General features: G+C 66.8%; 16 protein-coding genes and 1 pseudogene. 8 read left to right on the forward strand and 9 right to left on the reverse strand.

The annotated features are described in order from the left end of the window. Nucleotides 1–171: 171 nt before the first annotated feature. A pseudogene (locus C0541_RS21155) lies at nucleotides 172–856 on the forward strand (transposase); the annotation flags it as partial. A 320-nt stretch (nucleotides 857–1,176) separates the two neighbouring features. Here the strand turns inward: C0541_RS21155 and C0541_RS20410 are convergent. Next, entirely contained in the window at nucleotides 1,177–1,749 is a 573-nt protein-coding gene (locus C0541_RS20410) for a hypothetical protein (RefSeq protein ID WP_115051217.1), read from the reverse strand. A 156-nt stretch (nucleotides 1,750–1,905) separates the two neighbouring features. Between C0541_RS20410 and C0541_RS20415 the strand changes: the two genes are divergently transcribed. Next, complete coding sequence (locus C0541_RS20415; protein ID WP_164738977.1) at nucleotides 1,906–2,109, forward strand: YdcH family protein; 204 nt, start codon at nucleotides 1,906–1,908, stop codon at nucleotides 2,107–2,109. Between the two features lie 412 nt (nucleotides 2,110–2,521). Here the strand turns inward: C0541_RS20415 and C0541_RS20420 are convergent, their stop codons facing one another. From C0541_RS20420 to C0541_RS20430, 3 genes are all read right to left on the reverse strand, one after another. Continuing rightward, the gene (locus tag C0541_RS20420; RefSeq protein ID WP_115051239.1) at nucleotides 2,522–3,502 is read right to left on the reverse strand and encodes a zinc-binding dehydrogenase; all 981 of its coding nucleotides are present in this window, start codon (nucleotides 3,500–3,502) and stop codon (nucleotides 2,522–2,524) included. Nucleotides 3,503–4,402: 900 nt separating this feature from the next. After that, entirely contained in the window at nucleotides 4,403–7,072 is a 2,670-nt protein-coding gene (plsB, locus tag C0541_RS20425) for a glycerol-3-phosphate 1-O-acyltransferase PlsB (RefSeq protein WP_115051218.1), read from the reverse strand. Beyond that, nucleotides 7,072–8,049: a hypothetical protein gene (locus tag C0541_RS20430; protein ID WP_161960197.1), complete on the reverse strand. Its 978-nt coding sequence runs from the start codon at nucleotides 8,047–8,049 to the stop codon at nucleotides 7,072–7,074. The genes plsB and C0541_RS20430 overlap by 1 nt, the downstream gene beginning before the upstream one ends. Before the next feature lie 405 nt (nucleotides 8,050–8,454). On the opposite strand from C0541_RS20430, the gene C0541_RS20435 reads away from it, so the two are divergent. The 4 genes from C0541_RS20435 (at nucleotide 8,455) to C0541_RS20450 (ending at nucleotide 17,700) form a co-directional block, all read left to right on the forward strand. Continuing rightward, a complete protein-coding gene (locus C0541_RS20435; protein WP_115051220.1) occupies nucleotides 8,455–9,507 on the forward strand; it encodes a LacI family DNA-binding transcriptional regulator in 1,053 nt (350 codons plus the stop codon). A 166-nt stretch (nucleotides 9,508–9,673) separates the two neighbouring features. Further along, entirely contained in the window at nucleotides 9,674–12,709 is a 3,036-nt protein-coding gene (locus C0541_RS20440; RefSeq protein WP_115051221.1) for a TonB-dependent receptor, read from the forward strand. A gap of 327 nt (nucleotides 12,710–13,036) precedes the next feature. Further along, a complete protein-coding gene (locus C0541_RS20445) occupies nucleotides 13,037–16,069 on the forward strand; it encodes a TonB-dependent receptor (protein ID WP_115051222.1) in 3,033 nt (1,010 codons plus the stop codon). Between the two features lie 110 nt (nucleotides 16,070–16,179). Next, nucleotides 16,180–17,700, forward strand: a complete 1,521-nt coding sequence (locus C0541_RS20450) for a tryptophan halogenase family protein (protein WP_115051240.1) — start codon at nucleotides 16,180–16,182, stop codon at nucleotides 17,698–17,700. A 248-nt stretch (nucleotides 17,701–17,948) separates the two neighbouring features. Here C0541_RS20450 and pyrF read toward each other — a convergent pair whose 3' ends face one another. Together pyrF and C0541_RS20460 are read right to left on the reverse strand one after the other, a co-directional pair. Beyond that, nucleotides 17,949–18,680 carry an orotidine-5'-phosphate decarboxylase gene (pyrF, locus tag C0541_RS20455; RefSeq protein ID WP_115051223.1) on the reverse strand — a complete coding sequence of 244 codons (732 nt, stop codon included), beginning with the start codon at nucleotides 18,678–18,680 and terminating at the stop codon, nucleotides 17,949–17,951. Next, a complete protein-coding gene (locus tag C0541_RS20460; protein ID WP_115051241.1) occupies nucleotides 18,677–19,639 on the reverse strand; it encodes a 5'-nucleotidase, lipoprotein e(P4) family in 963 nt (320 codons plus the stop codon). Before C0541_RS20460 ends, pyrF begins: the two co-directional genes overlap by 4 nt. 306 nt (nucleotides 19,640–19,945) lie before the next feature. Between C0541_RS20460 and C0541_RS20465 the strand changes: the two genes are divergently transcribed. Then, on the forward strand, nucleotides 19,946–20,614 hold the full coding sequence (locus C0541_RS20465; protein ID WP_115051224.1) for a YceH family protein: 669 nt from the start codon (nucleotides 19,946–19,948) through the stop codon (nucleotides 20,612–20,614). A 134-nt stretch (nucleotides 20,615–20,748) separates the two neighbouring features. Here the strand turns inward: C0541_RS20465 and C0541_RS20470 are convergent, their stop codons facing one another. The 3 genes from C0541_RS20470 to rep form a co-directional block, all read right to left on the reverse strand. Next, nucleotides 20,749–21,783, reverse strand: coding sequence for a DUF4272 domain-containing protein (locus C0541_RS20470; protein ID WP_115051225.1), 1,035 nt, complete (start codon nucleotides 21,781–21,783; stop codon nucleotides 20,749–20,751). A 155-nt stretch (nucleotides 21,784–21,938) separates the two neighbouring features. Then, nucleotides 21,939–22,529, reverse strand: a complete 591-nt coding sequence (locus C0541_RS20475; RefSeq protein ID WP_115051226.1) for a GNAT family N-acetyltransferase — start codon at nucleotides 22,527–22,529, stop codon at nucleotides 21,939–21,941. Between the two features lie 87 nt (nucleotides 22,530–22,616). Continuing rightward, nucleotides 22,617–24,593, reverse strand: a complete 1,977-nt coding sequence (gene rep, locus C0541_RS20480; RefSeq protein ID WP_115051227.1) for a DNA helicase Rep — start codon at nucleotides 24,591–24,593, stop codon at nucleotides 22,617–22,619. 113 nt (nucleotides 24,594–24,706) lie between these two features. On the opposite strand from rep, the gene C0541_RS20485 reads away from it, so the two are divergent. Then, nucleotides 24,707–25,342, forward strand: a complete 636-nt coding sequence (locus C0541_RS20485; protein ID WP_115051228.1) for a thymidine kinase — start codon at nucleotides 24,707–24,709, stop codon at nucleotides 25,340–25,342. Nucleotides 25,343–25,485: the final 143 nt, after the last annotated feature.

A 25,485-nucleotide genomic window follows, 5' to 3' on the forward strand; every position in this document is an offset into this window, starting at 1 on the left:
GAAGGAAGCGGTTCACAATGAACATGGAGACAGACCCGGCGGCTTCAGCGGGACCACATAGGTCCCTTGAGCTGCAGGCTACTTTCCCGTGATGACTATCGCTGTAAGGAAGCGAAGATGTGGCGGCGCTATGCGAATCAGGGGCTTCTTGCAAAAAAGACCCTGCCTTGCGCGCCGCACTATCCGATGTCGGGGCGGCCTGGGCGGCAGTCCTACGCGCTGGCGACGATGTTGCGGATTCATCGGCTGCAGCATTGGCATGCATCGAACGATCCGGCGATGGAAGAAGCGTTGCACCAGATCCCGACCTTGCGGCGTTTTGCCCGGCTCGGTGGCTTGGACAATGTTCCTGACACGACCCCGATTCCCAACGTTCGCCGGCTACTGGAAACCCATGGCCTTGCCGCGCAGATGCGGGACGCCGTCAACGCGCATCTGGCGCGCAAGGGCCAGAGGTGCAGACAAACGGGAAGAACTGCAGACCTGCAAGGCTGCATTTTTCATGGCCGCTGAACGCTCGACGATGCAAGCCATTGCCAACAAACGCGAGCGTGCCNGGGAAGAACTGCAGACCTGCAAGGCTGCATTTTTCATGGCCGCTGAACGCTCGACGATGCAAGCCATTGCCAACAAACGCGAGCGTGCCCGGGAAGAACATCGGGAACACGTCAAGGCCAGTGCGCGTGCAACGGTGGAACATCCGTTTGGCGTGATCAAGCGCCAGTTCGGCTACACCAGGGTGCGCTACCACGGCTTGGCCGGGAACACGGCGCAGGTGCCGACATTGTTTGCGCTGTCAAACCCGTGGATGAAGCGAAAGCAGTTACTGTCCGCCGCGGGGAGCGTGCGCCTGTAATCGGGAGATGAGGTCCGGATCGCGCCGAAAATGGTGCAACTTCTGACGCTCCAGACGCAGCTCCTTGGAGGAATGCACGTCCCGCGTCCTCAGGTCTCATTGATCGGAGCATCCCTAGGTGACCGGCACGCAACTGCAGCCTCGCCCTCGATTATTAAAAGCCACTCAGGTTTCTATACGACATACCCTTGTGGCCTGATTCAAGGCAGGCGCGGCCGACCCAATCGTTGGGAGACTTTCTCGATCCTGTTCTTGAGTCGATACGCCAGCGTCTGAGTAAAAACCAAGGCGGAGGCATCTGTCGCCTCCGCCAGTGATTGTTATGGCACCCACACCAGATTCATCAACTGCGGGTCCGCGGTGACCTTGACCAGCTTGCCGCCGGGGCCGAACTGCACCTGGTACTCGGAGAAGCTGTCGCGCCAGTACCGCCATAGCGAGGCTTCCAGATTCGGATTTTCGCTGCTGATCGGGTAGCCGACCGCCATCAGCACCTGTTCGCGGGTCATGCCGCCGGTGAGCTTGCCGTCATTGATGGCCTGGCGGATCTTGGGTGGGAAGCCGGCCAGCTTGAGCTTGGGGTCGGCGGTGACGACATAGCGGGCGGCGAAGGCGGCGTTGTCCAGGTCGCGGCTGTAGTCGTTGCCGATGGACTGCTTTTCGCCGGCGATCTTGAGGTTGACGCGGTTGCGGCCGAAGCCGGTGACGCTGACCGGGGTGCCGACCGGGAGCACGCGCTTGCCGTCTTCGGCGTAGTTGCTGTCGCTGATCCAGCTGCCATCGGTGCGCAGGTTGCAGCACAAGAAGCCATCGTACTTGGCGACGTCGGCGGCGCTGGCCAGGTTGGCGGCGGTGAGCAGGCTCAGGGCCAGCAGGGAAGAACGCAAACGCATCGTAAGACTCCTTTCTCGACGGCCGTGGCCGCGCGGCAATGATGGGATCGGGTGTGCCGGCCGTTCCCCCGGCGGCGCGCAGGTATTGTCGCAGCCGGGGGCGGCTTGGCAAGCGCAGGTGACGCGGGCGGCCCGTGGTTGTGTATGCTCGGAGCCGTGGAGACCCTCTCACCCGCCGAGATCGCCGAGCAGATTGCCGAGTTGCGACGCGCCCATCGCGCGTTGGACGAGGAGATCCAGCGCGTGCCCGCGAACCTGGAGGACGAACTGCAGATGAAGCGCCTGAAGAAGCGCAAGCTGCATCTCAAGGACTGCATCACGCGGCTGGAGATGGAGCTGGTGCCTGACGAGCCGGCGTGAGGTTGTGCCTGCAGTTGGGTTCGCTTGTCGACACCCGCGCGCTGATCGCGGCGTCTGCCCGCTCTTGGGCCAATCCCCTGCGTAGGAGCGCACCTGGGCGCGATGAGGGGTTTCCCTGTTCCCTGGAAGGCCCGTCGCGCTCAGGCGCGCTCCTACGGTGGCTGTAAGCAGATTGGCTGGCCGGGTGCGAATGCGCGCCATGTGAGTCGCGATGGGGCACGCGGCGTGTCATGGCTGGTTGAGCAAGCGTGGCCTTGGCGTGGCGTTGCGCGCACGTGACCGCCTGACTGCGAGTCCGCAGACGTTGGGCAACTGTCGCTGCGTTTCCCGCATGCGCCCTTCGCGCACCTCCCCCCCGCAAGCGGGAGAAGGAAGCGCCAAGGCGACACAATCAGACTCCTGTGTGCAGCGCTCAGCCTGCGCGCAGCAGGATCTTGCCGCGGCGGCCCGGCTCGGCGCTGGCCGCGGCGGCCTTGGCGGCATCTTCCAGGTCGAACACCGCTTCCACCGGCAGGGCCAGGCTGCCATCGACGGCGGCCTTGAGCAGTTCGCCGATCATGCGGCGTTTGTCTTCGGGCTTGGTGGCGGCCATGACCTTGCTGCCCCAGAAGCCGCGCACGCTGGCCTGCTTGAAGATCACATCGCCGCTGGAGATCTGCAGCGGCTCGCCGGTCATGGAGCCGAACGAGACCAGCTCGCCGCCTTCGGCCAGCAGCCCCATCAGTTCGCCGGCCGCGCTGCCGGCGACCGAGTCGATCGCGCGCACGATGGGTGCGTCGCCGGCCAGCGCGCGCGCGGTGTCCTGCCAGCCTTCCTGCGCGGTGGAGATTGCATTGCCGATGCCCAGCGCTTTCAACTCGTCCACGCCGGCATCGCGGCGCACCAGGTTGATCACGTTGATGCCGCGCGCGGCGGCGAGCATGGCGACGGTCTTGCCGACCGCACCGTTGGCGGTGTTCTGCACGATCCAGTCGCCTTTTTCGACCTGCAGGAACTCGATCAGCATCAGCGCGCTCAGCGGCATGGCGATCAACTGGCAACCGCGGTCGTCGTCCAGCGCGTCGGGCAGCGGGACCACGCCGGAGGCGTCGGCGAGGAAGTACTCCGCCCAGCTTTCGTGCACGCCGGCGGCGACCACGCGCTGGCCTGTCTGCAGGCCTTGGACGCCTTCGCCGAGGGCATCGATCACGCCGGCCGCTTCGCTGCCGCCGATGGCGGGAAGCTCCGGCTTGTAGCCATAATTGCCGCGCACCGTCCACAGGTCGTGGTTGTGGATCGGCGAGCGACGCATCGCGATGCGCACCTGGCCCTTGCCGGGCTGCGGGGTGGGCCGCTCGCCGAGTTCGAGCACCTTGGCGGGGTCGCCGAATTGGGTGTGGATGGCTGCGCGCATCAGGATCTCCTGGCGGGCACGCGTGTGGTCCAACGCACCCGATCGTAATGAAAGGTGGTGCGATGCTAGCGGCAGGGCCGCAAGCGGGGGATGAAACGGGCGGAACTGTTGTGTGAAGCTGCGGTGGCGCTTGGATCGCGCCGGCAGCAATTCGGTTGGCTGCGAGGCTGGATGACCTGCGTGCTGACCGCCCTCATTCGTCCATCGGGCAGCTTCTCCCGGGGGAGAAGGGAGCGGCGTCGGTGTCGGCGATCGCCGCTCTGCCCTGCCACTGCTCCGCCATCGCGCCGCCGTCTTGCGCAGCCGGCGGCAGCATCACATTGTTGCTTGCTGACTGGCCCTCATCCGCCCTTCGGGCACCTTCTCCCAAAGGGAGAAGGAAGGCGTCGTCGGCATGGGGAGCACCTCTGTGCCCGGTCCTGCTGCNGCCCTCATCCGCCCTTCGGGCACCTTCTCCCAAAGGGAGAAGGAAGGCGTCGTCGGCATGGGGAGCACCTCTGTGCCCGGTCCTGCTGCGCCGCCATCGCGCCGCCGTCTTGCGCAGCCGGCGGCAGCATCACGTTGTTGCTCGCTGACTGGCCCTCATCCGCCCTTCGGGCACCTTCTCCCAAAGGGAGAAGGAAGGCGTCGTCGGCATGGGGAGCACCTCTGTGCCCGGTCCTGCTGCTCCGCCATCGCGCCGCCGTCTTACGCAGCCGGCGGCAGCATCACGTTGTTGCTCGCTGACTGGCCCTCATCCGCCCTTCGGGCACCTTCTCCCAAAGGGAGAAGGAAGGCGTNCTCGCTGACTGGCCCTCATCCGCCCTTCGGGCACCTTCTCCCAAAGGGAGAAGGAAGGCGTCGTCGGCATGGGGAGCACCTCTGTGCCCAGCCCTGCTGTCCCGCCGTCGCGCCGCCGTCTTACTCGGCCGGCGGCAGCACCACATCCGGCTTGACCGCTTCGGGGCTGACCCGCTCGATGGTGTGGCGCAGTTCGCGGCCGAGGATGAACTTGGCGTCCTTGGCCCAGGCATCCAGGCGCTCGTCGAACAGCAGCTTGCTGTTCTCGTCCGGCCACACCAGGCGCAGCTCGCGCAGTTTCTGGATGAAGCTGCGGAACAGGGTCTTGTCGAAGAACTCCGGGGCGGCCGGGGCGTACAACAGGCTCAGGCGTTGCGCGGCCTGCTGGCACAGGCTTTCCAGCTCGCCGGCACCGAGCACGCCGGGGCCGTTCTTCACCAGCACCGAAATGGCGATGTAATAGCGCTCGAAGGCCTGCTGCAGCGAATGGCCGATCGCCCGCAGGCGGAACACTTCATCGGTCTGCCCGGTATTGCGCGCCAGGATGCCGCCATCGTCGTCGGTGACGTTGAGCAGCAGGCCTTCGCGCACGAACATCTCGATGGTCTGTTCGATGCGTTCGGCAAAGCGGTCCTCGCTCCACGGCAGGAACAGTTCGGCCTGCAGGAACGGGTACACCGTGCGGCCCAGGCGGATCAGGCCGGTGCGGCTCATGCGGCGGTTGTTCTGGAAGCAGCAGGCCACCCACGAGGACGCGGTGAACAGGTGCAGCACGTTGTTGCGGAAGTAGCTCAGCAACACCGCGGTGTCACCGCTGACGCTCAGCACATCGCCCAGCGGATGCGACACGCGCGTGAGCACGTTGATTTCTTCGGCGTGGGTGATGATGCGCGCCGGGGTGTGCGGGGTGACGGTGACGCGGTCCGAGTACGGCATTTCCGCCAGCAGCTTCTTGCACAACTCGATCTGCGCGATCAGGTCGGCCTCGCCCATCGCATGCTTGGGCGTGGACAGCAGCGCCAGCGCCAGCAGGTTGATCGGATTGACGTCGGCAGCGCAGTTGATGCGGGTCTGGATCTGGGTGGACAGCGTGTCCACCGCCGGTGCCAGCCAGGTGGGTTTTTCGTCGTCGGGCAGCGGTTGGCCGTCCCAGTCGGGCGCGTGCCTGGCCAGCACGTCGTTGAGCGCGATCGGCTCGCCGAAGTTCACCACCACCTGGCCGTAGTTCTGCTTGAGCACCTTGGGGATGGACCACAGCAGGCCCCAGATGGATTCCTTTTCCTTCGGCCGGCCGGTGAGCTCGTCCAGGTAGCTGTTGCCTTCCATCAGCTTCTCGTAGCCGATGTAGACCGGCTGGAACAGCACCGGCTTGCGCGGCTGGCGCAGGTAGGCGCGCAGCGTCATCGCGATCATGCCGCCCTTGGGCTGCAGCAGGCGCCCGGTGCGCGAGCGCCCGCCTTCGACGAAGTATTCGATCGAGTAGCCGCCGGCCACCAACTGGGCGACATATTCGCTCAGCACCGCCGAATACAGCGCGTTGCCCTTGATCGAGCGGCGGATGAAGAACGCCCCGCCCTTGCGCAGCAGCGTGCCCACCACCGGCAGGTTGAGGTTGATGCCGGCCACGATGTGCGGCGGCACGATGCCGCGTTCGTACAGCAGGTAGCTCAGCAGCAGGTAATCCATGTGGCTGCGGTGGCTGGGCACGTAGACCACTTCGTGCCCGGGCGCGGCCTGCTTGAGCTTGTCCAGGTGGTGCACCAGCACGCCGGCGTAGATGCGGTTCCACACGTGGGTGAGCAGGAAGCTGGCCGAGCGCACCACCGGGCTGGAATAGTCAGCGGCAATTTCCCAGGCGTAGGCATGCGCCTTGCGCCAGGCATCGACCGGCTTGGAGTTGTCGCGCCTGGCCTGGGTGGCGATGGCCTCGCGCACCGAGTCGGCGGCCAGCACCTGGTCCACCAGCAGGCGGCGGGTGGACAGGTCCGGCCCGATCACCGCCTCGCGGATGCGCCGGAAATGGGTGCGCAGCACGCGCTGCAGCTTGCGCAGGGTGCGCTCAGGCGGCAGGCCCTCGGCCATGGTCTGGCGCAGCGAGATCGGCGGGGCAAAGCGCACGATGGTGGTGCGGCCGTTGAGCAGCACCGCCAGCAGGCGCCGGAAGCGGCCGACCAGCGCCCAGTTTTCCGAGAACAGCACCGCGAACCAGCCGCTCTGCTTGTCCGGCGCGCGGCCGACGAAGATCGACACCGGCACCAGGTGCACGTCCAGGTCGGCGCGCACGCGGTGCGCCTGCAGCAGCTTGGCCAGCGAATCGGAATGGGTCTTGCCGCCGCGCTGCTCGGGGATCAGCGAGTTGCTGCTGCTGCGCCGCGACAGCGCCAGGTAGGCGCGCTTGCGCTGCAGCGGGTCGCCCGGCAGCGGCACCAGCGGCGAGGGCAGCCCGGCCTCGCGGCAGGCCTTGTCCAGGATCAGCGCGCTGGACAGGCCGTAGTCCTCCAGCACGTAGACCACCGGCGTGCCGTCGTCGTAGCGGCTGGGTTGGTCCGGTTCGATGGTCAGGCTCAGCCAGGGGTCGGCCAGGCGGCCGAGCAGGCGCGCCCACCACGGGCGCTTGGCGTTGCGGGCGGCGGCGACGGCGGGCGCGATCGACGGCGCAACCTCCGGCGGAACCGGTGTGGCGGTCGGCAATGCGGCGGCCGTGGCACCGAGATCGGCGGCGGCAGCGCTGGGCGGGGCGGGCTGGCCGTCCGGGAACGGCAGGGGATTCTGGTCTGGCATCACGGTCATTATCGCCCAGCCGGGCGCTGCCCGGTGGCGGCGGGCGTGGCGGGCGCGGCCGCCGGGGTGTCAGGCGTTGCCGCGGCATCGGGTACGGGCACGGCCGGCGGCGCGGCGTCGAGCAGCGCCTGTATCTCGTCCTGGGTCTGCTGCTGGTACCAGTGGCCGTCGCGCTTGATCAGGGCGATGCTCAGGTCGATGTCGTGCGCGGCCAGCGGATAGCGCAACCGCACCTGGGCGCGGTCGCCGTCCTGCCTGATCAGGCCGGTGCGCAGTGCATCCAGGCTGCTGTCCAGCGACAGGCCGTAACGCGCCAGCACCTGCTTGGCCGCGGCCCAGAACGGCCCCAGCCGGCGCAGGCTCTCTTCCATCCCCAGCCGCTGCAGGTCGGCGTCCGAGCCGATGCCGGTGGCGCGGGCGGCACTCACCAGGTCGGTGATGCTGGCCTTGGCGCGCGCGCGATCGGCCAGCGGCGCGGTGGCGGCCCAGGCGCTCAGGGCATCGACCAGCTGCACGTAATGGGCGCGCTGCTCGGGCTGGTAGTCGCTGCGGCTGCGCAGGTATTGCACGCCGAACTGGCCCAGCGACTGCGCGGCCTGGCGGATGCCCTGCGACTGGCCAGCCAGCTGTGCATCGAAGGCCTGCTGCAGCTGGCGTTCGGCGCCGGGCGCCGACAAAGTCCCGAGCAGGCTGCCGACCTCGTTGGGCAGCGGCAGCTCGGTCAGCGGCCAACGGCTGGCACCGCTGCGCCAGGCCGCTTCCAGCCGGGTGTATTGCGCAGGGGTGACCCGGATCCGCGCATAGGCAACCAGATCGTTGCGCCGCAAGGGCAGGGTCATCGACTGCATCGCCGCGGCCGGCTCGGCGCTGGCGCCCGGCAATGCGGCGGTCTTGTCCGTACGCTGGCAGCTGCTGACGCACAGCGCTGCCAGCAGCACCCACGCGATGGACTGGAACCGGCCGGCGCGGACGGTGGATGGCGACATGCGCACGCTGTTCCCCTGATCGATCGGCGCATCTTGCTGTCTGAATGCACTGGCGGCAAGGCGCGCAACAACCGTGCGCCCGAGTACGGTCCAGAACGTTATGTTTTCGTAGTTCCATGCATGATGTCGTCCGGTGTCCGACATTGACTGTCGTTGTCCCTTCCGGACAAACTTGTCCAGGCGATGCCGCCAAGTCCTTGTGCCAGCTGCGTTTGGCCCAATGGTGCAGCGCATCATGTAAGCGCTTGCAGATCCTGCTAGCGTGCGCGCCATCTCGCTCCGAGGTCGCCATCGGTTGGGGCCGATGTCATTCATGTGCATGTGTGACACGAACGTTCTGCGCCAGCGGACCGTGCGCCCCTCCCCGGCGCGCGCCGGCAACCGCATTGTCCTGGAGGTTTTGCCATGAGTCGGCCACGCTCCGAAGGCGGCAGCGTCACCATCAAGGACGTCGCGCGCGAAGCGCAGGTGTCGGTGGCGACCGTCTCGCGCACCATGAACGGGCATCAGCACGTGGCCGAATCGGTGCGCGAACGCGTGCTGCAGGTGGCCCGGGCGCTGCACTACATCCCGCACCACGCCGCACGCAGCCTCAGCAGCCGGCGCACCCACACCATCGGGGTGGTGCTGCCGGACCTGCATGGCGAGTTCTTTTCCGAGCTGATCCGCGGCATCGACCAGGTGGCACGCGAGCAGGGCTACCACCTGCTGGTGTCCAGCTCGCACGGCGACCCGCAGGCGCAGCGCAAGGCGCTGGAACGCCTGCCCGGGCGGGTGGACGGGGTGGTGGTGATGTCGCCCTCGCTGGGCGACTCCGGCGTGCACGAGGACGCCCTGCCCGGCGGCCTGCCGGCGGTGCTGCTCAACTGCGCCGGCACCGCCAGCCAGCGCCCGGTGCTCAACGTGGACAACTACGGCGGCGCGCGGATGATGACGCGGCATCTGCGCGACAGCGGCCACCGCCGCATCGCCTTCATCGCCGGGCCGGCCGACAACTTCGATGCGCACGAGCGTCTGCGCGGCTACCGCGACGAGCTGGCGCTGGATGCCGACGCGCAGCCGTGGGTGCTGCCGGGCAACTTCGACGAAGAGTCCGGCTACCGCGCCGGCCAGGCGCTGGCGCAGGACACGCGCCCGGATGCGGTGTTCGCGGCCAACGACATGATGGCGCTGGGCTGCCTGTTCGCGCTCGGCCATGCCGGGCTGAAGGTGCCGCAGGACATCGCGCTGGCCGGCTTCGACGACGTGCCGATGGCGCGCTACGTGCTGCCGGCACTGACCACCATGCGGGTGGATATCGCCGGGCTGGGCGCGCGCGCCTTGCAGTTGCTGCTGGGCCAGCAGCTGGCCGATGCGCCTGCCCCGCCCGCCGATGCCGCCCCCCCGGCGTTTTCAGAAATGGTGCCCGAACTGATCGTGCGCGCATCCAGCGCGCCGCGTGCGGCGGCGCAGGGGTGACATGCATGCGCCGCGCCCGGCCTTCACGAATTCTTTGCGGTTTCTTGTGTTTTTTATAACGTCTGCCGTTTGCCTGCCGCTGTCCTGCCGTCCTTGAAACAACGCACCACCTGCGCCATGCCGACCACTCCGCCGGTACGCGCCCTACCCCTGGGAGGGGGAAGTCATGAAGATCTACCGTACCGTCTCCACCTTGCCGGCGCGCAGCCTGCTGTGCTGTGCCCTTGCCGCTTCCCTGCTGGCGTCGGCCCCGGCCATGGCCCAGTCCAGCAACGCCACCCTGCGAGGCCAGGTCGCTGCCGCGCAGACCGGCACCACCGTGACCGCCACCAATGTCGCCACCGGCGCCACCCGACGCGTGGCCACCGGGGCGGACGGCAGCTATGCCCTGGTCGGCCTGCCGCCCGGTACCTACAAGGTGGATGCAGGTCCGGGCACGGAAAAGACGGTGACCCTGTCGGTGGCCTCGTCGGTGAGCCTGGACCTGGGCGGCGGCGGCACGACGGCCACGGCACCGGCGGGTGAGGCGACAACGCTGGACGCGGTGCAGGTCACCGCCACCACGCTGCAGGAGGTCAAGACCTCCGAGGTGGGCACCAATATCTCGCTGAAGCAGATCAACACCGTGCCGCAGCTGACGCGCAACTTCCTGGAGTTTGCCGATACCGTGCCGGGCATGCAGTTCGAGACCGACTCGAACGGCAACAGCCGCATCCGCGGCGGCGCGCAGGCCAGCTCGGCCGTCAACGTCTACATCGACGGCGTGGGCCAGAAGAGCTATCTGTTCGGCGGCGTGTCCGGCCAGCAGCAGAGCGCGGGCAACCCGTTCCCGCAGCTGGCGATCGGTGAGTACAAGGTCATCACCTCCAACTACAAGGCCGAGTTCGACCAGGTCGGGTCGGCGGCGATCGTGGCATCCACCAAGTCCGGCGGCAACGAGTTCCACGGCGAGATCTTCGGGCGTACCACCAATACCGATTTCCGTGCGCGCCAGGCCGACGAGCGCGCCGGTGCGCCCAATGCCGATGGCAACAAGCGCCAGACCCACCAGGACGAGTACGGCATGGCCTTCAGCGGGCCGATCGTCAAGGACAAGGCGCACTTCTTCTTCAGCTACGAAGGCAAGGGCTTCGAGGTGTCGGCCAACCCGGTCGCGGTGCCGGACCGGTTCAGCAGCCTCAGCGACGACCTGCCGGCCGGCGTGCAGAGCCGGCTGGGCTCGGTCACCCGTCCGTTCAAGGAAGACCTGTACTTCGGCAAGATCGACTGGGATATCGGCGACAACGATCGCCTGGAGTTCACCGCCAAGGTCCGCGACGAAGAAAGCCGCGATAGCGTGGGCGACCAGAACACCGCCATCGCCGCCAAGATCAACCTCAATTCCGAAGAACGCTACGACCTGCGTTGGCAGCACTTCGGCGAGAACTACATCAACGAAGCGCGGCTGTCGTACGAGGACGTGTTGTTCAACCCCACCGCCTACACGATCGGCAGCCAGACGGTGTACACGCGCGGTATCGCCGAAGACGACGTCCTGCTCAACGACGACGCCACCAGCGGCCTGGCGATCCAGCGCAAGGGCCAGAAAGGTCCGAGCTTCCAGAACGACCTGACCTTCAACAGTATCGACTGGCACGGCAGCCACGTCATCAAGATGGGCGTGAAGTACAAGGAAGTGGAGCTGACCCAGAGCGAGAACTCGGCGGCCAATCCCTCGTTCTACTATGCGGTCGGCGATGGACAGGGCACCGCAGCGATTCCCTACCAGGTGCGCTTCAACCTGCCGTTTGCCGGTGCCGCGCCGTCGGTGACCACCACCAGCAAGCAGCTGGGCCTGTACATCCAGGACGACTGGGACGTCAACGACAAGCTGCAGTTGAACCTGGGCGTGCGCTGGGATGGCGAAAAGATCCCGTCCTACCTGGACAACGTGACGCCGCCGGAAGTGATCGCCGCCTTGAACGGCCCGGGCACCGACCCGGCCGTGAGCGCCACCTACGCCGAGCAACTGGCCAAGGGCGGGGTCGACATCAACGACTACATCAGCAACGGCCGCAACCGCAAACAGGACAACAACAATTTCGCGCCGCGCCTGGGCTTCTCCTACGATTTCCGCGGGGACGAATCGCTGGTGCTGTTCGGCGGAGCCGGGCGCAGCTACGACCGCAACCTGTTCGACATCATGGGCCTGGAACAGGTCAAGTCGGCGCTGTCGCAGTACACCATCCGCTTTGCCGAATCCTTCGACTGCACGCCGGCGCCAGGCACCTGCACCAACTTCAACCCGGCTTATCTCAGCAACCCGGACAGCCTGGGCGGGCTGGTCAATGCGCGCGTGCGCAATGGCGAGATCGACCTGCTCAACAACGATCTGAAGACCCCGTATTCGGACCAGTATTCGCTGGGCTTGCGCACGCGGGTGGGCGAATGGAGCAACTCGGCCACGGTGTCGTATATCCACAGCAAGGACGGCTTGATCCTCACCCTGGGCAACCGCTATCCCAATGGCGACTTCTTCCAGGTCGGCGCACAGCCGTGGACCCAGCCGCCGCCGGGATTCGGCTCGCTGATCATCGGCAACAACGGTGTGGAGACCAAGACCGCGCAACTGCTGCTCTCCACCGACAAGGCCTACACCAAGGAAAGCGGCTGGGGCCTGACCGCGGCCTATACGTTCTCGCGCGCGCGCGGCAACCGCGGCAACGACGAACAGTACGGGTTCGATGCGGCCACCATCGCAAGCTATCCGTTCCTGGACCTGAATTCGGTGCCGCGCCATCGCCTGGTGCTGACCGGCATCTACGACCTGTTCTGGGGCATCAGCGCCTCGGCCAAGCTGACCCTGGCCACGGTGCCGCCGCGCAACGAAGCGGTCTCCTTCGATCAATACGGTGGCCCGCCGTCGGACAACATCCGCATCGTCTCGGTGGATGCACCGGGCGGCAAGTTCCTGGCCGGTGGCGACATCTTCGGCACGCGCCAGCTGGATCTGTCGCTGTCCAAGGACATGCACGTCACCGATGCGCTCACCGTGCAGGTGCGCGGGGATCTGATCAATGCGCTGAACTTCCGCAACTATGATCAGTACGCCATCGACTGGGGCAACGGCGGGGGGTTCAACCCGCGCGCCAGCATCAACCAGTACGGCGCGCTGTCCACGCCGCCGCGCACGCTGTTCCTGAGCGCGCGCATCATCTGGTAAGGCGATAAGGAAACGCCAGCTCGGCCTACGACGCCAGCAACCGGCAAGCGCCCGTGCTGGCAGCCCACATGGAACGCGCGCTGGCGCATCGCCAGCGTGTGCATTGCCCGGTGACCGCCGATGCGCTGCATCGGCCACGCGCCGCCATTGTTTACCCGTCTCGACCCGTGCCTGAAGGAGCAGCCGCCCGTCACCGCAGACCTTTGTCGTGCTTGCAGCCCTTGCGGCTGTTGTTGCCTGCCGTTCCGTGTTCCACCCCAAAAAGCACCAACCCAACGCGCCAGTCACTCCACTGCGTCGCGCTTTACCCCTGGGAGGGGGAAAGTCATGAAGACCCACCGCACCGTCTCCACCCTGCCGGCGCGCAGCCTGTTGTGCTGCGCCCTGGCCGCCTCGTTGTTCGCCACCACTCCGGCCATGGCCCAGTCCAGCAACGCCACCTTGCGTGGCCAGGTCGCTTCCGCGCAGAGTGGCAGCGAAGTGGTCGTCACCAATGTCGCCACCGGCTCGGTGCGACGCGCACCGGTCAATGCGAACGGCAACTACACCATCGTCGGTCTGCAGCCGGGCACCTACACCGTCGAATCCAACGGCGTCAGCCGCACGGTGACCTTGTCGGTGGCCTCCAGCGCCACCGTCGATCTCGGCACGGAGACGGCGGCCGCGCCCGCCGGCGATGCGACCACGCTGGACACCGTGACGGTCAGCGCGCCGATGATTCGCGACGTCAAGACCTCGGAGGTGGGCAACACGGTCTCTCTGCGTCAGATCCAACAGCTGCCGCAGGCGACGCGTAACTTCCTTGAGTTCGCCGATACCGTGCCGGGCATGGTGTTCACGATCGACCAGGATGGCAACACCAAGTTGCGCGGTGGCGCTTCCAATGCCAGCTCCAGCAATCTGTACATCGACGGCGTGAGCCAGAAGAGCTACGTTTCCGGCGGTGGTATTGCCGGGCAGGACGAGACCCAGGGCAATCCATTCCCGCAGCTCGCCATCGGCGAGTACAAGGTGATCACCTCCAATTACAAGGCCGAGTACGGCCAGATCAGCGGCGCGGCGATCACTGCGGCCACCAAGTCCGGCACCAACGAGTTCCATGGCGAGGCGTTCTATCGCTTCACCAATCAGGATCTGCGTGAGAAGCGTCCGGACGAAGAAGATGGAAAGGTGGACTCGCAGACCAAGGAGTACGGCGTTGCGATCGGCGGCCCGCTGATCCAGGACCGCATGCATTTCTTCTTCGCCTATGAAGGCAAGGACAACGTGGCGCCCAAGAGCGTGCAGCCCAGCGCCGAGGCCGCGCCGTTCATTGGCCTGCTGCCGTCCAACCTGCGCGACCAGTACGGTGCGTCCAACATGCCGTTCACCGAAGACCTGTACTTCGGCAAGATCGACTTCGAACCGACCGATAACGACCGCATCGAGCTGGCCACGCAGTACCGCGACGAAACCCAGGTCAGCAACGTCGGCGGCCAGAATGCGCCCGTCCGCGCCGTGGACAAGATCAACAAGGACAAGCGCACCAGCCTGCGTTGGCAGCACAGCGCCGACAGCTGGTTCAACGAAGCCATCCTCACCACCGAGGATTCGCGCAACGTGCCGACACCACGCGGTACCGGCAACGGCTCCATCTATACCTACATCGACCGGACGCAGGCCGATCCGCGCCAGTGGGTCTTCCTCAACACCGGCGCCGCCAGCGGCGAAGACTTCAAGCTACGTAGCCAGAAGGGCTGGTCGTTCCAGAACGATCTGACCTTCAACGCACTGCAGTGGCATGGCGAGCACACCATCAAGACCGGTGTGACCTATCGCGACATCAAGCTGACCTCGCGTGAGTCCAGTTCGCTCAACCCGCAGTTCAGCTATGAAGTCGGTCAGAACGGTGTTGCGCCGGTTCCATTCCAGGTGCGCTATATCCGTGCGTTCGACAATCCCGGTCAGGTGCCGGTGGTGGAATCGCCGTCCAAGCAGTACGGCATCTACCTGCAGGACGACTGGGCAGTGAACGACAAGCTGATGCTCAACATCGGCGTGCGTTACGACTATGAGGACACCCCGGCCTACACCGACTTCGTGACCTCGCAGCCGTTCATCAATGCGCTGTACTCGGACGACCCCGACAACCCGGGTCAGCCGTGGGCCAACCGCCTGCTGCCCAGCGGCATCAACGTGGCCGATTACATCAGCACCGGCAACAACCGCAAGAACTTCAAGGATGCCTGGGCACCGCGCTTCGGCTTCTCGTATGACTTCTTCGGCGACGAGCGCGCGGTGCTGCATGGCGGCGCCGGTCGCTCCTACGATCGCAACCTGTTCGAGCAGCTCGCACTGGAATCGGTCAAGGCGGCGCTGTCGCCGGTGGTGGTGTATTTCAGCGATGCCGCCAGCGGACAGCCCTGCTTCCGCGACGACCGCGCGTGCACGGCGTGGAACCCGGCATATTTCACCGGCATCGATCAGCTCAATACGATCGATGGCACCAGCGACAGCTCCGAGCTTTTCATGTTCAAGAACAAGCTCAAGACTCCGTACAGCGACCAGTACAGCATCGGTATCAGCAACCAGGTGGGCGACTGGCTGACCGACGTCACCTTCCAGCGCGTGCTGGCCTATGACGGCCTGGTGATGAGCCTGGTCAACCGTTATCCAAACGGTGCGTACTTCGATGCCACCGGCAGCGTGCCGTGGGGCGAGCCGGTGCCGGGGTATCGCAACACCATCCTGGGGTACAACGGTCTTGAGCAACGCAGCAGCCAGGTGCTGCTGTCGGCAGAGAAGCCCTATACCAAGGAATCGGGATGGGGCTTGAACCTGTCCTACACCCACACCAGCGCGCGCCAGAACCGCACCATCGACGAGCCGTTCGCGTTCGACAAGGCGACCATTCGCGACTACCCGTTCGTGAAGTCCGATGCCGTCTCGGCGCATCGTTTTGTTGCATCCGGCTCGATCGATGGCCCGTGGGGCGTGACCTTCGGCGCCAAGCTGGTGCTGGCCACGCCCGAGCCGATCAACACGATCGCCTGCTACGGCTTTACCGATCCCGATGGCGGCACCTGCCAGGCCGTGGGCGTGACCCCGCCGGGCAATGGCAAGTTCCTGCTCGGTGGCAAGATCTGGGGCTACCGCACCGTGGACCTGCAGGCCAACAAGGAGTTCACGGTGGTGGGCGATTTCAAGCTCAATGCGCGCATCAACGTGCTCAACGCCTTCAACTTCAAGAACTTCACCCAGTACCAGTACAACAGCTTCGGCAGCGATGGACGCCTGCAGCCCGACATCACCGTGGTCGACAACGGCGAAATCAGCTACGTGCCACGCAGTGTCGTGCTGGAAGTGGGCGCCAAGTTCTGATGCAGCCCAACGCCATCTGACTGCGCTGTGCAGGCAGATGACCCGGACGGGGCCAGCAGGCCCCGTCCGCTTGTTGGCGGTTTCCACGTTTGTACAGGATCGAACGCCGCATGATCCCCGCTCCACTCCGCAACATCGTCATCGTCGGCGGCGGTACCGCTGGCTGGATGGCGGCCGCCGCCCTCGCGCGCGTGCTTGGCCCCACCTTCAACGTGCAGCTGATCGAGTCCGAACAGCTCGGCACCGTCGGCGTCGGCGAGGCCACCGTGCCGCATATCAAGGCCTTCAATAACCTGCTCGGCATCGATGAAGCCGAGTTCGTGCGCCAGACCCAGGGCAGCTTCAAGCTCGGCATCGCGTTCGTCGACTGGCAGCGCCCGGGCACCTCCTACATCCATGGCTTCGGCACCCAGATCGGCCACCCGCTCGGGCTGCTGCCATTCCACCAGTACTGGATCAAGCAGCACGCGCGCGGCAAGGCGCAGCCGCTGGGCGCCTACACGCTCAATACCGTGGCCGCCGCGCGCGGCAAGTTCATGACCTCGGCCGGCGATGTGCCGGCCAACTCGCCGCTGGCCAACATCGCCTACGCGTATCACTTCGATGCCTCGCTGTACGCGCGCTTCTTGCGCACTTACTCCGAACAGCGCGGCGTCACCCGCATCGAGGGCCTGGTCGAACAGGTGCAGCTGGATGCACATACCGGCCACGTGCAATCGCTGCAGCTGGCCTCCGGACAGGTCGTCAGCGGCGATCTGTTCATCGATTGCTCGGGCTTCCGCGGGCTGTTGATCGAAGAAGCCTTGCACACCGGCTACCACGACTTCACCCACTGGCTGCCGTGCGACCGCGCCCTGGCGGTGCCCTGCGAAAAAATCGGCCCGCCCACGCCGTATACGCGCTCCACTGCGTGCGCGGCCGGCTGGCAATGGCGCATCCCGCTGCAGCACCGCACCGGCAATGGCTATGTGTATTCCAGCGCGCACATCAGCGACGACGAAGCCGCCGCCAGCCTGCTCGCCAACCTGGATGGCAAGCCCTTGGGCGACCCCCGCCCGCTGCGCTTCACCACCGGGCGGCGCAAGCAGTTCTGGAATCGCAACGTGGTCGCGCTGGGGCTGGCCAGCGGATTCCTGGAGCCGCTTGAATCGACCAGCATCCATCTGATCCAGTCCGGCATTTCCAGGTTGCTGGAGCTGTTCCCACGCGAGGGCATCAGCCCGGTGCTGGTGCAGCGCTACAACGACCGGCTGGCGTTCGAGTTCGACCGCATCCGCGATTTCCTGCTGTTGCACTACCACGCCACCGAACGCGACGACAGCGCGTTCTGGCGGCACTGCCGCACCATGCCGATCACCCCGGAGCTGCAGACCACCCTGGATTTGTTCCGCGACAGCGGGCGCTTCTACCGCAATGCCGAGGAGATGTTCGCCGAGATCAGCTGGGTGCAGGTGATGGTGGGCCAGGGCATCCTGCCGCAGGGTTACCACCCGTTGGTGGACCAGGTGCCCGACCGCGATGCCGAGGGCTTCCTGGCCAGCGTGGCGCAGACCATCGGCCACTGCGCGGATGTCATGCCCACCCACCAGCAGTTCATCGATCGCTACTGCAAGGCGGCTGCGCCGCGTTGAGCGGTGCGCGCCAACCCGGTGGTCGCGTGCACCGATCGGCAGGCAAAAAAAAGGATCGGGCACAGGGCCCGATCCCTTCGAAAACCGGGACAAGCCCGGTGGACAATGAGTGGCACAGCTTCCGACTGACATCGGACGAGGGGCATCGTACGCAGGCTTTAACGTTAAAGCAACACTTTAATTCCAATGCTTTAACGTATTGATTTTGCTCGCTTGTCGGCTTGCAGCGCGCGCCATAGCCTGGCCCGTCAGTGCTGCTTTGGCCCTACTGCCGCTTGAATCTCGGCCTGGATCGCAGCCGCCGCGGCGGCCGGATCGGTGGCCAGGCGGATCGGGCGGCCGACCACGATGGCATCGGCGCCATCGTTGAACGCCTGCGCCACGCCCACGGTGCGTTGCTGGTCGTCGCCGACCGGGCCGCCGGGGCGGATGCCCGGGCAGACGATCGAAAACCCGGCGCCGGTCGCGCGGCGGATCGGGCCGGCTTCCTGGCCGGAGGCGATCACCCCGTCGATGCCGGCGGCCTGGGCGGCCAGCGCGCGCTCCACCACTACGTCCACCGGTTCGCGGTCGATGCCCATCGCGGCCAGGTCCGGGCGGCCCATCGAGGTCAGCACGGTCACCGCCAGCAGGCGCATGTCGCCCTGATTGGCTTCGGCCGCAGCCTGCAACATGCCGGCATGCCAGCCGTGCACGGTGCAATAACTCACCGGCCACTGCGACAGTCGGCGGATGGTACCGGCCACGGTGGCGGGGATGTCGAAGAACTTCAGGTCGACGAACACGCGCTTGTCGCGCCTGGCCAGGGCGTCGAGCACCTGGAAGTACTCGCCCGAGGCCAGCAGTTCCATGCCGATCTTGTAGAAGGACACCGACTCGCCCAACCGGTCGACCCAGGCGATCGCCTCGTCGTGGCCGGGCACATCCAGCGCGAAGATCAGCCGCTCGTGCGCGGCCAGCGGCAGCGGTGCGCGGCTCATCGGGCCACCTCCAGCGCGGCGCGCTTGGCGTCGTGGCGCTGCTGCCAGGGCTGGCCGTAGTCGTTGTTGAACTGCGCCGGCTCCCAGCCGCCGTAACTGGGGTTGGGCAGCATCCACCAGCGCTCGCCGAACCAGTCGTGGTACTGCTGCAGCAGTGCGCCCCGCGCCTGGCCGGTGTTGGCGGTGACCTGCACGAAGTCGCCGAGCTGGTCGCCGAACTGCATCAGCACGCGGTAGGTCTGGCCGGCCAGCTGGCGCCGGCAGTTCTTCTCGCTGCCGTTCTGCTCGCAGCCCTTGACCACCGTGCCCAGGCCCAGAAACACGCTGTCGTCGGCCACCGGCAGCCCGACGCTGCGCAGGTTGGCCAGCGTGGCGTCCTTGAGGTGCACCGCGCGGTTGGAGATGTAGATCAGGGTGATGCCGCGCGCGTTGGCGGCCTTGGCGAAGTCCACCACGCCCGGGATCGCGGTGGCCTTCTTCTCCGCCACCCACTGGTCCCAGCTCAGCTCGTCATATTCCTTGCCGTCGCGCAGCAGGCGCGCCTGGTAGGGCGAGTTGTCCAGCACCGTCTCGTCCACGTCCAGCACCACTGCCGGCTTCAGCCCGGTGGCGGCATTGCCGCGCTCTTCGGGCACCAGCGCGTCCCAGTTGGGCTGCTTGAGCGCAGCGTCCAGCTTGTCGGCAGCGGCGCGATAGGTCTGCTCGGCCACGGCCCGGTATTCCTCCGAGCGCTGCATCCACAGCACCGCATTGAGGTTGTCGTCGCCGGCCGGTGCGCTGGCGGCTGCAGGCTGCATGGTGGTCTTGGCGGCGGCGCTGGCGGCCGCATTGGCGGACACGGCGGCATCCTGCGCGCGCTGGGCCAGCTCCTTGTCGGCGGGCTTGCAGGCGCTCAGGGCCAGCGCGGCGCAGGCGAGCAGGGACAAGGGGGCGTAAAGCGAAGGGCGCATGGCATCCACCAGAACAGGAGCGGCAATGAAGACCGCGATTTTAGCGGGTTCGCGCCGCACCGCCCGCTCCGGCTGATGGTGGTGCCGCCAGCAGTGGCGCAGGCGCATGGCAGAAGACATCGCGATTGCGGGGTGCATGGCGATGCGCGCGTGCTGCATGCACCTGCGCACGCTGCGGGCAACCGACCGCCTCCGCACCTGACCGCCTCTTCGCTCCCGCTGCCGGTCCCGGCATCTCCGGTGGGATCGTGGCCTGAAGAACGCCAATGCAGGAACGGCATATCCTTGTGCGCTGATTGCCCCGGAGTCGCCCCCATGACAGACGCACCCTCCCCGCCCGTCCTCGATACCGCCCAGGCCCGCGTGCTCGGCTGCCTGATCGAAAAAGAGGCGACCACGCCGGATGCGTATCCGCTCACGGTCAACGCCGCGCAGGTGGCCGCCAACCAGAAGACCGCGCGCGAGCCGGTGCTGAACCTGCAGACCGGCGTGGTGCATCACGCCCTGCGTCAACTCGAAACCCTGGGGCTGGTCCGCCAGCAGTTCTCCTCGCGCGCCGAGCGCTACGAGCACCGGCTGGGCAGCGTGCTGGACCTGACCCGCCAGCAGGTCGCCCTGATCGGTCTGTTGCTGCTGCGCGGCCCGCAGACGCTGGGCGAGCTGTTCGCGCGCAGCGAGCGGCTGACCCGCTTCAACGATGCCGACGACGTGCGCCACCATCTGGACCGGCTGATCCAGCGCGGCCTGGCCGTGCAACTGCCGCGCGCCAGCGGCCAGCGCGAAGAGCGTTATGCGCATCTGCTCAGTGGCGAGCTGGATGTGGAGGCGTTGCAGGCGGCGGCCGCGCGCGCTGCCCCCAGCGCCCGCAGCAATACCGACAGCAGCGAGCTGGACGCACGCGTGCAGGCGCTGGAAGCCACTGTCGCCGAGCTGCAGGAGGCGCTGGCCGCGGTGCAGGCGCGCCTGGAAGCGGCTGGCGCCTGAGCGCGACGGTCTGCGCCTGGATGCCCGCTGCACGTCGCCGCCCACGCCGATCGCAGTGCACGCACCGACCGGCCGGGCTGCCGGACGATGCCATAGCCGAACGGTGATGGCGCAGGTTGCGCCCCCGGCCCCGCTTACGTCGGCGTATCCACCTCGTCCCAGTCGGCGTCTTCGAAGTGCAGCAGCCAGTTGAGGGTGTAGTGCCGCTCGTAGACCACGCCCGGCACGATGCCGGCCGGCGGCGGTTGCTGGCTCTGGCCGGCCTGGCGCACCGCCCAATGCAGACGCAATTGCCGATCCAGCGCATCCAGCAGTTCGGGCACCGGCCGTAGCCTCAGCGACGGCCGCGTCGCCGCGTCGGCATGCTCCAGCGCGCGCTGGGCAGCCAGGGGCACATCGCACAGTTCGGTCGGCTCCGGCAGCGCCTCGGCCAGCCCCAGGGCCCACTGCAGCACGGCCAGGCTCTCGTAGCGCCAGCCGAAGTTGGCGAGCTGCTGCGGCTCCGGCATGGGCTGGGCAAAAAAGGCGCGCTCCTGCGGCGACAGTGCCACCGCCACGCCGGGCAGGCGGGCGTCCATCTCTTCCAACGCCGGTGGCGTATCGCCGGCGGCCAGCATCTCCGCGCGCAAGGCCACCGCAAACAACGCCAGCATGCGCTGCGTCACCGTCGCAGCATCGCGCACCCGCGCTTCGGCCTCGCCAGGCACCGGCGGCAGGCCGGGCGGCACGCGAATGCCTTGCGCGGTCAGCTGCGCAAGTTGCTGCGCACGCCGCTGCAAGGCATCCGGCGGATACGGCAGCTGCGCCTGCGCATCGATCGCCGGCTCGCCCTGGCTGATCAGTACCCGCCCGTGCGGATCGCGCACGCTGCCGTCGGCCAGGAAACACACCGCATTGGCCTGCTCGGCCCACTGCGCCAATTCCCCGAACGCCGCATCGTCGACCTCGAACGTGAAGTGCTGGCGCACCCGCTGCACATGCCGCATCAGGTGATAGCGCGGCTGGGTCATCTGGCCGTCGCCGGCCTGGTTCACATAGCCGACAAACCCATGCAGATGATTGGCCAGTTCCGGATCGGCGTGGTCGCGGTGCTGCACGGCGGCGCGCGGCAGGAAATCCGGCCACAGCGGCTCGCGCAGCGTGGAATAGGCGTTGACCAGCAATGGCATGCAAGTGTCCTGGTTGGGGCGACGGACACAACGGCTGCGCTCGTCGCTTGGCAGCTGCGGTCGGTGCGCGCAGCCCCCTGTGAGGCGTGCGCCGGCGTTCTTCCGCGCCGTCCAGGCTGCGCTGGCGACTGCTCGTTACGTTGTGCCGGCCGCGTTCAGCGGTGAGCGTCGCCGCCAGGGTGCCGCAGGCCTGCCCGGCTGTCCATGTCGACGGGGCCGAGCTCGATCGTGTAATACAGCACCGGATCGGCCTCCTGGCTCAACACGCGCAGGCCTTGCCGCTGCAGCCCGAGTTTTTCCAGCGCGCGGATCGAATCGGCATTGCCCGGCGACACGATCGCGCACAGCTGCGACAGTCCCAAGACATCGCGTGCATATGTCAGCACCGCGCGCCCGGCTTCGCTCACATAGCCCTTGCCGCGATGTTCGGGCAACAGTGCAAAACCGATATGCGGCACCGGCAAGGTGTCGCGGCACAACAACCCCAATGTGCCGGCAAAGGCGCCCTCGGCGCGCGTCTCCACCGCCCAGTGCGCAAAGCCGTGTTGTTGCTGGTGCGCCTGCGCCCACTCGCGCAGATGATCACGTGCCTGCTCCCGCGTCCGCACACCGCGGTCGTTGATGCCGGCGATGAAAGCGGGGTCGTTGACCAGTGCCAGCACCGCATCGGCATCGCGCTCGGGATCGAGCGTGCGCAGGCGCAAACGCGGGGTTTCGATCACCACGGTCACGGCACACTCCGGCATCGGGGGAAACCAGACTGCCGTGCCGCCGCATCACTGGCAAGCGACGCAATGCGTGCTGCGGGTTGCGGTGCAACCGCGCACCACGCGTCAGTCGAACAAGGCCTGGATCGCTGCCAACCCCGCGCTGGCGCGCTCTTTCTTGCGCTCGGCATCGGCCACCGGGTCGGCGCCATCGCGCTGCAATTCCTCTGCCGGAATCTCGTCGAAGAAGCGGCTGGGCTTGAGCCGCACATGCTCGCCGAACTTGCGCGTCAACTTGCTGTGGCTCATCCACAGCTGCTGCTTGGCGCGGGTGATGCCCACGTACAGCAGACGGCGTTCTTCCTGCAGGTTGCCTTCTTCCAGGCTCACTTCATGCGGCAGCACGCCGTCTTCGCAGCCAACGATGAACACATAACGGAATTCCAGGCCCTTGGACGCGTGCATGGTCATCATGCGCACCTGGTTGCCACCATCGTCCTTGTCGTTGCGCGACAACAGCGCCAGCTGTGCGGCCAGATCGCTGGCACTGGCGCCACGCGGGCCGCCTTCGAACCACTCGGCCAACTCGTCCAGATTGCGCTTGCGGCGCTGGAAGCCGGTTTCGTCCTTGGACTGGTTGCGCAGGTCGTTGAGCAGGCCGGACTTGTCGGCCAGCATGCGCACCAGTTCTCCCGCCGGCAGCGTGGCCGAATGCTCGCGCATGTCGCGCAGGATATCGGTGAACGCACTCAGGCCATTGGCCGCACGCGGCGGCAAGTGCTGCAGCGCGCCCATCGACTCGGCCGCGCGCGACATCGGCACCGACTTCGCACTGGCCAGTTCGGCCAGCCGCGCCAGCGAGGTCGCACCGACCTCGCGCTTGGGCGACTGCACCGCGCGCAGGAACGCGGCGTCATCGTCGGGATTGACGATCAGCCGCAGCCACGACAGCACGTCCTTGACTTCCTGCCGCTCCAGAAACGCGGTGCCACCGGTCAGGTGATACGGCACGCGCAGCAGCTGCAGCGCCTTTTCCAGCGGCCGCGATTGGAAGTTGCCGCGAAACAGGATGCAGAAATCGCTCCACGGCACCTGCTTGGCGGTCCCCAGGAACGAGATCTCGGCGGCGACCTTTTCCGCTTCGTGCTCGCTGTCGCGGCACTCCCACACGCGGATGCGCTCGCCGTCGGCCTGGTCGCTCCACAAGGTCTTCAAGTGCTCGTGCGGGTTGTGCGCGATCAAGGCATTGGCCGCACGCAACACGCGGTTGGAGCAGCGGTAGTTCTGTTCCAGCTTGATGATTTCCAGCGCCGGATAATCGCGCCCCATCTGCTGCAGGTTTTCCGGATTGGCGCCACGCCAGGCGTAGATGCTCTGGTCGTCGTCGCCCACGCAGGTGAAGTTGCCGCGCGGGCCGGCCAGCATCTTCAACAGCCGGTACTGTGCATCGTTGGTGTCCTGGCACTCGTCCACCAGCAGATAGCCGATGCGCTCGCGCCAGCCCAGTACGATCTCTTCGTTGGCCTCCAGGATCTGCACCGGCAGGCGGATCAGGTCGTCGAAGTCCACCGCGTTGAAGGTGGTCAGCCGCGCCTGGTAGCGCTCGTACAGGCTGGCGGCTTCCTTCTCGCGATTGCTGCGCGCCGCCGCCATCGCCTGTTCCGGGGACAGGCCGGCGTTCTTGGCACGGGAGATCAGGTTCTTGGCATCCTCGATCGCATCGGGTTTGGCTCCATGCATCAGGTCCTTGATCTGGGCGGCGGCATCGTCGGAATCGAAGATCGAAAAGCCGCGCTTCAAGCCGGCAGCGGCGTGCTCGATCTGCAGGAACTTCAGCCCCAGCGCGTGGAAGGTGCAGATGGTCAGGCCATCGGCGCCATCGCCACGGATGCGCTTGGCCACACGCTCGCGCATTTCCTTGGCCGACTTGTTGGTGAAGGTGATCGCGGCGATGCGCTTGGCCGGATAGCGGCCGGTGGCGATCAGGTGCGCGATCTTCTCCACGATCACGCGCGTCTTGCCGCTGCCGGCACCGGCCAGCACCAACAGGGGACCTTCGCAGTGCAGCACTGCGGCGCTTTGCGGGGGATTGAGACCGTGCATAGAGACTTCCAACAGAGCGGGCCATTGTACCGGCGCCGCGTCGGGCCGGCCTGCGCCGCCGGTTCATGCAGATGGCTGTCACCGCCGGCCGCCCGGCCCGGTAAAATCCACCGATGGCCAAGCTCTACTTCTACTATTCGGCAATGAATGCCGGCAAGACCACCACCTTGCTGCAGTCCGCGCACAACTACCGCGAACGCGGCATGCGCACCCTGATCCTCACGCCAAAGCTCGATCACCGCGCCGGCAGCGGCGTGGTGGCCTCGCGGATCGGGCTGCGCGCCGACGGGCGCACCTTCGATCGCGGCACCGAGTTGCAGCAACTGATCGAACGCGACATCCAGGCCGAAGGCGCGCTGCATTGCGTGCTGGTGGACGAGGCGCAGTTCCTCAACCGCGGCCAGGTCTGGCAGTTGAGCGAGGTGGTCGACCGCCTGCGCATTCCGGTGCTGTGCTACGGGTTGCGCACCGACTTCCGCGGCGAGCTGTTCGAGGGCAGCCAGTTCCTGCTGGCCTGGGCCGACGAGCTCGAGGAGATCAAGACCATCTGCCACAGCGGCAGCAAGGCCACCATGACCGTGCGCGTGGACGCGCAAGGGCACGCGGTGCAGGACGGCCCGCAGGTGGAGATCGGCGGCAACGAGCGCTACGTGTCGGTCAGCCGCGCCGAGTTCAGGAAGATCATGCGTGGCGAAGGCCGCATCGACCCGCTGCAGATCGCGTTGCCGCTGCCGCCGGCGGATGCGTAGCGCTCCCGCGCATCGCCCTGTTGGAAGCCCAGCTCGCTGGAAGATGCTGGCTGCGGCTGGCATGCCGATCTTCCACGAGACCAGCCGGCCGCATGCCGTCCGGTGCAGGCGGCACGCCCATGCCGACGCCGAGCCGATGCGCA

Origin of the sequence: Xanthomonas arboricola (assembly GCF_003353015.1) — a bacterium.
GTDB lineage: Bacteria > Pseudomonadota > Gammaproteobacteria > Xanthomonadales > Xanthomonadaceae > Xanthomonas > Xanthomonas arboricola_E.

Coding starts and splice junctions, on each gene's coding strand:
- C0541_RS20410 (WP_115051217.1), bottom strand. CDS start 1,749: ATGCGTTTGCGTTCTTCCCTGCTGGCCCTGAGCCTGCTCACCGCCGCC.
- C0541_RS20420 (WP_115051239.1), bottom strand. CDS start 3,502: ATGCGCGCAGCCATCCACACCCAATTCGGCGACCCCGCCAAGGTGCTC.
- plsB (WP_115051218.1), bottom strand. CDS start 7,072: ATGACCGTGATGCCAGACCAGAATCCCCTGCCGTTCCCGGACGGCCAG.
- C0541_RS20430 (WP_161960197.1), bottom strand. CDS start 8,049: ATGTCGCCATCCACCGTCCGCGCCGGCCGGTTCCAGTCCATCGCGTGG.
- C0541_RS20435 (WP_115051220.1), top strand. CDS start 8,455: ATGAGTCGGCCACGCTCCGAAGGCGGCAGCGTCACCATCAAGGACGTC.
- C0541_RS20440 (WP_115051221.1), top strand. CDS start 9,674: ATGAAGATCTACCGTACCGTCTCCACCTTGCCGGCGCGCAGCCTGCTG.
- C0541_RS20445 (WP_115051222.1), top strand. CDS start 13,037: ATGAAGACCCACCGCACCGTCTCCACCCTGCCGGCGCGCAGCCTGTTG.
- C0541_RS20450 (WP_115051240.1), top strand. CDS start 16,180: ATGATCCCCGCTCCACTCCGCAACATCGTCATCGTCGGCGGCGGTACC.
- pyrF (WP_115051223.1), bottom strand. CDS start 18,680: ATGAGCCGCGCACCGCTGCCGCTGGCCGCGCACGAGCGGCTGATCTTC.
- C0541_RS20465 (WP_115051224.1), top strand. CDS start 19,946: ATGACAGACGCACCCTCCCCGCCCGTCCTCGATACCGCCCAGGCCCGC.
- C0541_RS20470 (WP_115051225.1), bottom strand. CDS start 21,783: ATGCCATTGCTGGTCAACGCCTATTCCACGCTGCGCGAGCCGCTGTGG.
- C0541_RS20475 (WP_115051226.1), bottom strand. CDS start 22,529: ATGCCGGAGTGTGCCGTGACCGTGGTGATCGAAACCCCGCGTTTGCGC.
- rep (WP_115051227.1), bottom strand. CDS start 24,593: ATGCACGGTCTCAATCCCCCGCAAAGCGCCGCAGTGCTGCACTGCGAA.
- C0541_RS20485 (WP_115051228.1), top strand. CDS start 24,707: ATGGCCAAGCTCTACTTCTACTATTCGGCAATGAATGCCGGCAAGACC.